Annotated in this window: 10 protein-coding genes; 7 read left to right on the forward strand and 3 right to left on the reverse strand. The window is 71.7% G+C overall.

The genetic code is table 11. The features are described from left to right. The 5 genes from AB0C69_RS14755 to AB0C69_RS14775 all read left to right on the forward strand — a co-directional run. Window positions 1-839, forward strand: an 839-nt coding sequence (locus AB0C69_RS14755) for a HAMP domain-containing sensor histidine kinase (RefSeq protein WP_360353650.1), incomplete at its 5' end; no start/stop codon positions are given. Window positions 840-917: 78 nt separating this feature from the next. Further along, window positions 918-1886 carry an alpha/beta hydrolase gene (locus tag AB0C69_RS14760; protein ID WP_360353652.1) on the forward strand — a complete coding sequence of 323 codons (969 nt, stop codon included), beginning with the start codon at window positions 918-920 and terminating at the stop codon, window positions 1884-1886. Beyond that, window positions 1883-2746 (forward strand): SDR family NAD(P)-dependent oxidoreductase, encoded by an 864-nt coding sequence (locus AB0C69_RS14765; protein ID WP_360353654.1) that lies wholly within the window; start codon window positions 1883-1885, stop codon window positions 2744-2746. Before AB0C69_RS14760 ends, AB0C69_RS14765 begins: the two co-directional genes overlap by 4 nt. 346 nt (window positions 2747-3092) lie before the next feature. After that, window positions 3093-3725 (forward strand): acetate uptake transporter, encoded by a 633-nt coding sequence (locus tag AB0C69_RS14770; RefSeq protein WP_360353656.1) that lies wholly within the window; start codon window positions 3093-3095, stop codon window positions 3723-3725. A 58-nt stretch (window positions 3726-3783) separates the two neighbouring features. Continuing rightward, window positions 3784-4326: a DUF1707 domain-containing protein gene (locus AB0C69_RS14775; RefSeq protein WP_360353658.1), complete on the forward strand. Its 543-nt coding sequence runs from the start codon at window positions 3784-3786 to the stop codon at window positions 4324-4326. Window positions 4327-4353: 27 nt separating this feature from the next. Here the strand turns inward: AB0C69_RS14775 and AB0C69_RS14780 are convergent, their stop codons facing one another. Further along, window positions 4354-5547, reverse strand: coding sequence for an MFS transporter (locus AB0C69_RS14780; protein ID WP_360353660.1), 1194 nt, complete (start codon window positions 5545-5547; stop codon window positions 4354-4356). 84 nt (window positions 5548-5631) lie between these two features. Here AB0C69_RS14780 and AB0C69_RS14785 point away from each other — a divergent pair, with 84 nt between their 5' ends. Further along, window positions 5632-6090: a helix-turn-helix domain-containing protein gene (locus AB0C69_RS14785; RefSeq protein ID WP_360353662.1), complete on the forward strand. Its 459-nt coding sequence runs from the start codon at window positions 5632-5634 to the stop codon at window positions 6088-6090. 49 nt (window positions 6091-6139) lie between these two features. Here the strand turns inward: AB0C69_RS14785 and AB0C69_RS14790 are convergent, their stop codons facing one another. After that, the gene (locus tag AB0C69_RS14790) at window positions 6140-7057 is read right to left on the reverse strand and encodes an alpha/beta hydrolase (protein WP_360353664.1); all 918 of its coding nucleotides are present in this window, start codon (window positions 7055-7057) and stop codon (window positions 6140-6142) included. Window positions 7058-7084: 27 nt separating this feature from the next. Then, a complete protein-coding gene (locus tag AB0C69_RS14795; protein WP_360353666.1) occupies window positions 7085-8287 on the reverse strand; it encodes a hypothetical protein in 1203 nt (400 codons plus the stop codon). A gap of 461 nt (window positions 8288-8748) precedes the next feature. On the opposite strand from AB0C69_RS14795, the gene AB0C69_RS14800 reads away from it, so the two are divergent. Then, on the forward strand, window positions 8749-9591 hold the full coding sequence (locus AB0C69_RS14800) for a hypothetical protein (protein WP_360353667.1): 843 nt from the start codon (window positions 8749-8751) through the stop codon (window positions 9589-9591). Window positions 9592-9627: the final 36 nt, after the last annotated feature.

A 9627-nucleotide genomic window follows, 5' to 3' on the forward strand; every position in this document is an offset into this window, starting at 1 on the left:
TGCTCGGCCGGCGGCTCATCCGGCGCGGCCTGCTGCCGCTGGACCGGATGGCCGCCACGGCGCACGCCATCACCGCGGGCGGCGACCTGCGCGCCCGCATGCCCGGCCCCGGGCAGCGCACCGAGGCGGCCCGCCTCGCGTCCGCCGTCAACGTGATGCTGGAGCGGATCGAGCAGGCGTTCTGGGCGCGCAGCCGCTCGGAGGCCCGCGTCCGCGAGTTCGCGGCGGACGCGTCCCACGAGCTGCGCACGCCGCTCACGGCCGTCCAGGGCTACGCGGAGCTCTACCGGCACGGCGCGCTCGGGCCGGACGAGCTGCCCGACGCGATGCGCCGCATCGAGGAGGAGGCCCGCCGGATGAACAGGCTCGTCACCGACCTCCTCGAACTCGCCCGTCTCGACCGCGAGGCGTCCCTGCACCCCGTCCGCACCGATCTCGTCGCCCTCGCCCGGGACGCCGTGGCCGACGCGACCGCGGCCTCGCCCGACCGTCCCATCGCGCTGGACGCCCCTGACACTCTGGCCGCGACCGTCGACGAGGCCCGCATCCGCCAGGTCTTCGCCAACCTCCTGGCCAACGTGCGGGCTCACACGCCCCCCGGAACGCCCGCGACCGTCCGCCTGGCGCCGGGCCTGATCGAGGTGGCGGACGAGGGCCCGGGCATGGCCCCGGAGGACGCCGCCCGCGCCTTCGAACGCTTCCACCGGGGCACGCAGGGCGGCACCGGCCTCGGCCTTCCCATCGTCGCCGCCATCGCCGCCGCCCACGGCGGGCGGGCCGAGCTGCTGTCCGAACCGGCCAAGGGGACGATCGTCCGCATCACGCTCGATTCCCACTGAGCGGGACATCCCGGTGCCGCCGGTGGCGCCGTCCTGCACAGTCCGAAGGTCGGCTCCCCGAACCGAAGGAACCGCGGCATGGCGGGCTGGAGTCATCGGTACGCGCGCGTCAACGGCCTGGACGTCCACTACGTGGAGCAGGGCGAGGGGCCGCTCGTCGTCCTCCTGCACGGCTTCCCGCATCTCTGGTTCAGCTGGCGCCACCAGATCGGGCCGATCGCCGACGCGGGGTTCCGCGTCGTCGCGCCCGACATGCGCGGCATGGGGCACACCACCGGCCCCCGGGACCACCGCGAGTACGACGTCGACCGGATCGTCGGCGACCTCACCGGCCTCCTCGACCACCTCGGCGAGGAGAGGGCCGTGTTCAGCGGCCTGGACTTCGGCCTCTTCGCCGCCTACGACCTCGCCCACCACCACCCGGACCGCATCGCCGCGATCATCGCCCTGGAGAACCCGTTCTTCACCCCGAGCCGCGAGTCGCCCCTGACGCTCGCCGCCCGCCAGGCCGAGCGCCACTTCAACCACATCCACTACTTCGCCGAGCCGGGCGTCGCCGACCGCGACCTCGCCGCCGCGCCCCGCGAGTTCCTGCGCAAGGTCTTCTACGCGCTCTCCAGCGACTACCACTACCTCGACGTCTGGCGTCAGCCTCCGGACACGTCCTATATCGACGCCCTGCCCGAGACGCCGCCGCTTCCGTGGACGTGGCTGACCGAACCGGAACTGGAGTTCTACGTCGACGCCTACAGCCGCAGCGGCTTCACCGGCGGGCTCAACTGGTACCGGGCCATGGACCTTTCCTGGGAGTACCGCAAGTCCTACGGCGACCGGAAGAACCCCGTCCCGTACTACTTCATCGGCAGCGAGCAGGACGCCGACCTTGAGGGCTGGCACGGCGACGATCCCCTGAACAGGCTCGGCGACCACCACGCTGACGTCCGCGGCGTCCGGATGATCAAGCGGGCCGGCCACATGATGCAGATGGAGAGGCCCGCCGAGACCACGGCGGCGATGCTCGGATTCCTCACGGGGAGCGACAGGTGAGCCTTACCGAAGACCGCGTCGTCGTGGTCACCGGCGCCAGCCGCGGGGCCGGGAAGGGCATCGCGCTCGCCCTCGGCGCGACCGGCGCGACGGTGTACGTGACGGGCCGGACGCGGGCCGAGGGCGACGCCGGCCTCCCCGGCACGGTCGCGGCCACGGCCGAGGAGATCGACGCCCGCGGCGGCACCGGCGTGCCGGTGATCTGCGACCACTCCGACGACGCGCAGGTAGCGGACCTGTTCGAGCGGGTGGAGCGCGAGCACGGCAGGCTGGACATCCTCGTCAACAACGCGTTCACGATCCCGGACGGCCTCACCCGCGAAGGGCCGTTCTGGGAGAAGCCGCTGGCGCTCCAGAGCATGTTCGACGTGGGGATGCGCTCCGCCTACGTGGCCGGTTACTACGCCGCCCCGCTGCTGGTCAGGAACAACGCGGGTCTCGTCGTCAACACTTCCTCCTTCGGCGGACGCTGTTACATGCACGGCCCGGCCTACGGGGCCGGAAAGGCCGCCGTCGACAAGATGGCGCACGATATGGCGGTCGACTTCCAGCCCTACAACGTCGCCGTCATCTCGCTGTGGATGGGTCTGCTGAAGACCGAACGGAACAGGGCGCTTTTCGAGGGCGTCCCCGACCGGTACAGGTCGTTCGCCGCGGGTGCGGAGTCCCCCGAGTTCAGCGGACGGGTGATCGACGCGCTCGCGCGGCACCCCGAGTACATGCGCTGGAGCGGGCAGGTCCACATCGGGGCCGAGCTCGGCGCCGAACTGGGCGTGGTGGACGTCGACGGGAGCAGCCCCCGCTCCCACCGAGGGCACCTCGGCGACCCGCCCACCTTCAGCCCCGCCGTCGTCAAGTAGTCGGCAACGCCTTCGCCAAGGCTTGCCCGCCTGCCGGATGGCGATTCAAGAGACTTTTCTGATTCGACTCGCCGTCCTCTCATGCGAGGCAAAGCATTCCTCATATCGCCGGACGCCGCGACGAGCCCTTCCGCCCGGCGACGGCGATTAATACGGATACGCCGGAAATGCCCCGCGAAAGGGCCCCTGACCTGGCGCGCAAGCGGCGTTATGATCCGAAACAGGGCCGAGGAGATAACGGTCCCATCCGGGACGTCCGGACGTCCGTTGTCCGCATTCCTGCGTCCATCCCTGTCCGGCCGAGACCGCGCGAGACAAGGCGATGGGACTCCAGCGAGGAGGCACCATGACCCACGTCGAGCAAGAGTCCACCCCGCAGACCCCGCCCGCGATCGCCGATCCCGCGCCCCTGGGCCTGGCGGCCTTCGCCCTGACCACGTTCCTCCTGTCCGTGAAGAACGCCGGATGGACCGACGGCACCGACGCCTGGCTGGGCTACGCCCTCGCCTACGGCGGCGTCGTCCAGATCCTGGCCGGCATGTGGGAGTTCCGGAATCGCAACGTGTTCGGCGCGACGGCCTTCTCGTCCTACGGCGGCTTCTGGCTCGGCCTGGGCCTGTACGTCGTCCTGATCGCCGGTGAGGCGACCCCCGCCCAGGAAGCCAACGACCTCGGCTGGATCCTCCTCGCCTTCGCGATCTTCAACACCTACATGATGCTCTGGGCGACCCAGGTCAACCAGGCCGTCCTGGCGGTGTTCGTCTCCCTGGAGGCCACGGAGATCATCCTGTTCATCGGGAACTTCTCCACCAGCGAGACCACGATCAAGATCGGCGGCTACCTCGGCGTCCTCACCGCCGTCTGCGCCTGGTACGCCTCCGCTGCCGGGATCATCAACGGTATGACGGGCCACACCTTCCTCGGCGTCGGCAAGCCCCTCACGGCCCTGACCTCCCGCTCCGGGCCCTACCCGCGCTGACTCCCGGGCGGCCCCGCGCCTCGAACCCCTGCGGAGGGACGGCGCTAGAGTGGGCTTCGTGACCCCCCGTCCGGACGACCTCGCGCGCCTCGTCGGCGACGAAGACCGCGACACCGCCGCGCAGCGCCTGCGGGACGCCTACGCCACCGGGCACCTCACGCACGAGGAGATGGACGAGCGCCTGGACCAGGTCCTCACCGCCAGGACCCACGGCGACCTCGCGGTGCCCCTGGCCGCGCTCCCGGACGAGGACACGGGCGCCACGACCACGATCGGCGCCGCCACCGGACGGATCAAGCGCCGGGGCGCCTGGCGCGTACCGCGCTCCCTCAAGGTCGAGTCGGCCTTCGGACGGGTCCGGCTGGACCTGTCCAAGGCGATCATCGAGCATCCGGTCGTCGCCATCGAACTGCAGGTCGGCACCGGCCAGGCCAAGATCATCGTGCCGCGCGACGCGGTCGTCGACATCGAGGGCCTGCACACCGGGCTGAAGGACGCGCGCTACACGCCCCGCCGTCCCGCCCGGCCCGGCGGCCCCGAGATCCGGATCACCGGCACCATGGGCCTCGGCCGCCTGAAGATCCGCCACGCCCGCCGCTAGCGCGCCCGCGACCTCTCGGCCGTCCGCTCACACCTTCTCCGCCTGTTCGAGCCGGGGACGGCGGGCGGCGCGTCCCGCCGGGTGGGGGGTGACGGCCCAGACGGCGAGAGCGCAGAGGGCGAGCGTCGCACCGAGGACGGTGGAGCCGATCCAGCCGACGGCGTCGAACAGGGCCGTGGTCGCGGCCGCTCCCAGAGCCGAACCGAGGGAGTAGAAGACCATGTAGGCGCCGATGGTCGTGCTGGTGCGGTCGGGGTAGGCGGTCGTGAGCGTGTGCTGGTTGCTCACGTGGACGGCCTGGACGGCGAAGTCGAGCAGGACCACGCCGAGGATCAGCAGCGGCAGTGACCAGGGGAGCTGTCCGATCGCGGCCCAGGAGGCGATCAGGAGCGCGAGCGCGATGCCGGTGACCCGGCGCGCGTACCCGGCATCGCCCCAGCGCCCGGACCGGGCGGCGCCCAGGGCCCCGGCCAGCCCGGCGACGCCGAAGAGCCCGATCTGCGCCTCGCCGAGATGCCACGGCGCCCCGGCCAGCGGCAGGGCCATGCCGCTCCACAGGGCGCCGAACGACGCGAACAGGAAGAACGCGATCAGCCCGCGGCCGAGGAACACCGGCTGGACGAAGAGCCCGCCGAGGGACCGGAGCACCTGCCCGTATCTCGCCGTCCCAGACCGGACGTCCGCGGGCAGCGCGGTGAGGGCGAGCACCGCGAGAAGTCCCGCGAGGGCCGCCAGGGCCAGGTAGATGCTCCGCCACCCCCACAGGTCCGCGAGGAATCCCGCGACGACACGCGCACCGAGGATGCCGATCACCACGCCCGAGGTCACGATGCCGAGGTTGCGCCCGCGCTCGCCGGCTGGGGAAAGCGACGCCGTGTAGGCGACGGCGGTCTGCACCACCACCGCGAAGATCCCCGCCGCGGCCAGCCCGGAGAACGCCGCCCAGGCGGCCGGGGCGACCGCGGTGATCGCCGTCCCGGCGGCCACCAGGGCGAGGTGCGCGGCGATCAGGCGCCTGCGGTCGAGCATGTCGCCCAACGGCACCAGCAGCACCAGTCCGGCCAGGTAGCCGAGCTGCCCGGCGGCCACGAACCAGCCGAGCGAGTCGACCGGAACGTCCAGATCGCTCCCCATCGCGCCCAGCACCGGCTGCCCGGCGTAGACGCTCGCCACCGCCACCCCGCACACCGCCGCCAGCAGCAGCCTCGTCGTCCAGCGCACCGGCCCACCTCCGTTTGGTTTCATTTTGAAACTCTGCGGAGCGTAGGTCAGAATGGTTTCATTACGCAACTCCTTGGAGGGGTGATGGCGCGCGACGAGACCGGCGGGGGGAGCCCCGCGTGGACGGACCCGGGCTGCCCGGTCGCCCGCACCGCCGACCTGGTCGGCGACCGGTGGAGCCTGCTCATCGTCCGCGACGCGATGGACGGCGCCCGCTCGTTCACCGACTTCCAGCAGCGCACCGGCATCGCCCGCAACATCCTCAGCGACCGGCTCCGCAAACTCACCGCCCACGGACTGCTCACCCAGGTCGACGCCCCGTCGGGCAGGCGCCGCCTGTACGCGCTCACCGACGCCGGCAAGGACCTCTTCCCCGTGATCGTCACGCTGCGGCAGTGGGGCGAGCGCCACGCCTTCGCAGCCGGCGAGGAGCACTCCGTCCTGGTCGACGGCGACGGCGCCCGAGTGCCCGACCTCCTGCCCGTGTCAGCGAACGGCTCGCCGCTGACGAGCGACACGACCTCGGTACGACGTCCCGGCTAGGCAGCGGAACGACTCGCTGTCTCGCCTGCCTTCCGCAGGCCGGGACGAGCTAGCCCGGGGCGTGGATCCACTTCGCGAGGGTCGGAAGGTAGCCCGGGGCGAGCACACCGTCCCGCCGCACCCGATGGTCGGCTCCCGGGAACATCTGCACGGTCAGCGACGCTCGATGATCGCGGTCGGCGTCACACGCGGCCTCGCTGAACAGCCGGACGCTGGCGGCGACGGGAACGACCTCGTCGGCACCGCCGAAGATCGCCAGGTGCGGGCAGCGCAGCCGAAGCGCGTCGGGCAGGGGATCGTGATCCTGCTTCCGCTTGAGGAACTCCCAGCCATCGGCGTCGACATCGGACCAGAAGGCGGCCAGGGCCGGGTGCCCTGCCTCGGCGACGATCCGCGTGGCCTCGGCGAAGCCGGCACCACGCCGGCCCGCTTCCACCAGCCGGTCGTAGAACGCCACGACGGAGTCCACGTCACGCTCATGACGCGAGCCGGACGCTCTGGCAGCGGTGGTCAGCGCGTAACGTTCCTGTTCAGCCGGGGTGACGCCAGGGCAGCTGTTGGTGACGACCCAGGACGGCGCGCCACGGGCGGCCGCGCGCAAGGCCACCCAGCCGCCCTCACTATGGCCGAACAACCCGGCGGCCTCGTCCCGTACCTCCGGCTGGGCGCGCAGAAAGCCCAGCGCCGCCAGCGCGTCGGACGCCAGGTCGTCCATCGTCGCCGCGCACCACCGGCCCGACGACCGCCCCACCCCGCGCTTGTCATAGCTCAGGACCGCGACCCCGGCCTCCAGCAGATACCGGCGGATCGGCCGAAAGTAGCCGTCGTTGTCCCGGTCGGACGGCCCCGAACCCCCGACGAGGACCACGCCCGCCACTGCTTCACCGCCCGGAACCCCGAGCAGGCCGACCAATGTGACGCCCTCGGCTCCGAACCTGACCTCGCGCACACGCCATTCGCCCGGCATGCCCTCAGGCTAGGACGCCGGGCCGGTTCAAGGCCGTCTGCGAAGCGTCAGCGCACGGAGTCGGCCGCGCTCGCCCTCGCCGCCGATGGTGGGGCCCGCCGGCCAGAGCGCTGCGAGCTCCGTGGGCGTCAACGGGTCTCGGTAGGCGGCGTGGAGGACGGCCGTTCTGGTGGCCTGGTCTGCTCGGGCGAGGTTCGCGAACCAGTCGATTCCGGCGGGGTAGGCCCACAGGTAGGAGCGGAGTTGGGGGTCGGCTCCCCTGTCGGTGAGGACGTCGGCGATCGCGGCCTCGGTCGTCCAGGGCATGCGCGCACGGGCACGCTCGGCCAGTTCGCCGACGCCGGCACCCCGGTTGAGGTCCACGTGCAGTTCGGCGCGTACAAGCTGGTTGTAGTGGTCGAACTTGGTGCGGGCGACCATCAGCTCGTCATCGGGGGCGATGAACAGCGGGAGCGCTTGCGCGAGCCCTTCGAGCAGGACCTGTTGCGGCGCGTGCACCGACATCAGACGCACCCAAGGGACCTCCTGGGCAGCGGCTCGCGCCGACCAGCTCGCGCTCTGGAGGCCGTGGCCGAGCACCTCGTGCAGAGCGAACTGGCGGGCGGCGACCTTGGTGAAGCCGGCGCGCCGAAGGTTGAGGCGCAGCCGGACGTCGGCCCCGGAACCGTCCAGCCAGTACGCCCAGTAGGCGTCCACCTCGGCGGTCTCGATGGTGAGGTTGAATGGCGCCTCGCTACCTGTGACCTGACGGACGGCGGCCTCGTAGTCCGCCGCGGCCTGCCTGATCGCGTCCGGCGCCTCGCCGGCCTCGATCGGCCCCTCGACCGCCCTCAACTCCCGGACGGTCTCCGAACCCCACCCGACCCCGACGGCGCCGAGTGCCTGGCGGGCCTGGTCGCCGCGGTAGGCGACGTAGTCGTCCCGCCACCCGACAGCGACGCACCCTTGAGTGGCCCGCACATAGTCGCCCAGCGGCGGATGCTCCCCCAGCAGGGCGCCGAGATAGGCGAGATCCGCGGTCAGGCGCGCGGTGAGCCGGTCGGCACCGGCCCCGACGGTGCGGACGCGCAGGTCGGACAGAGCCCGGTAGACCGCAAGACGGCTGGTCGCAGCCTCGACGGGCGCGGCGGTGGGCGCGCAGTCGAAGTCGATGACGGCCGCCGACCCGCGGTCGGCCTCGTGGGCGTGCCAGCCTCGCAGGACCGTCTCGATCTCGTCGCGCAGATCCACCCATCGCTCCCAGCACAGCGTCACGCCCGGCACCGGCGCAGGCGGCGGCAACCTGCCGTCCTTGCCATCGGCTTCCCGACGAAACTATCCCCGGCCGAGTTCTCCGTCTCGCCGATCGCGCGTTCGACGGAACCCGGCCGGCCGCCGATCCACAGGCATCGCCAGGTTTCTCGAGGTGAACGGCACGGTCACGATCAGCAAGGGCGGTCGCGCGAACATTTCCCTCCCCGGCGGTGTCACATGGGCTGAGGGGCGGGGTCGTGGATCCGCCCCTCCGGACGAAACCATTAAAAGTGGGCACATTTCAGGCCTTGCTATGTGTTTTCACTCAATGACGATGAGCGTCCGGCCGTCTCTTCAACAGTGCGGGAACGTCGATGAGTGCTGGGCAGAACCCCTGGGGACCGTACGGCGGCGGACCGCAACCCCCCGCCCGGCCGCCGCAACCGCCGGGCCGCGGGATGCCGCCGGGCCCTTGGCAGTACGGCGGCGGCCCGCAACCGGGCTGGGGACCCCCGCCCGGACCGCCGCGCCCGCCGTCCCGCGGGCGGCGACTGTTCCGGCTGCTCAACCCGGTCATCGCCGGACGCCAGGTGGCCAGGCCGACGCGCCCGGACCGGGTGGACGATCCGGTCGTACGAAAGGTCCAGGTCCTGCGCGCGGTGGTGGGTCTCATCGCCGTGGTGTGGATCATGGTGGCGTACCGCGTCGCCTCGGACGCCCAGTCCCTGGCCTACGAGCGGGCCGACCAGATCGTGACGTCCGCGACCCTGCTGCCGGCCACGGTTCCTATCATCGTCGGCGCGTTCATCCTCGGAAGCCGTCAACACGTCCGGGCCCTCTATCTGCGGCGCACGCTGAAGCCGCTCGGGTCGCTGGTGGCTCTGGTCGGCACCGTGCTGTTCTTCGTCGTCCTCACCTCCGTGATGCCGGAAGGCGGCCTCATCGGGGATGACGAGCAGCCGTCCCCGGCCGTCTACGCGAAGCTCCTCGTCATGGTCATCATCGCCCTCGTAACGCTCTGGGCGATCGTGTTCGTGTTCTTCGGCGCCGCCGTCGCACTGGTGCACGTGTTCCGGACCGCCGACATCCACGAGGTCCTGCCCCCGATCATCGCGACCGTCCTGGTCTGGGAACTCGCGATCATGGACCTGTTCTCCCACGACTACGACGGCCTCCCGGTCCCGGCGCGGCTCGCGGTGATCCTCGGCGGCCCGCTGTCGGTCACGCTGGTGAGCCTCTGGGAACTCCGCCGCCTCAGAACCCGCCACCACCTCACCGTCCGCCGAGCACTGGGCCGCTGACCCCCAGAGCGGCCTTGGCCCCGTCCCCACGCGAAC

The organism is Actinomadura sp. NPDC048032 (assembly GCF_040653175.1).
Taxonomy (GTDB): domain Bacteria; phylum Actinomycetota; class Actinomycetes; order Streptosporangiales; family Streptosporangiaceae; genus Spirillospora; species Spirillospora verrucosospora.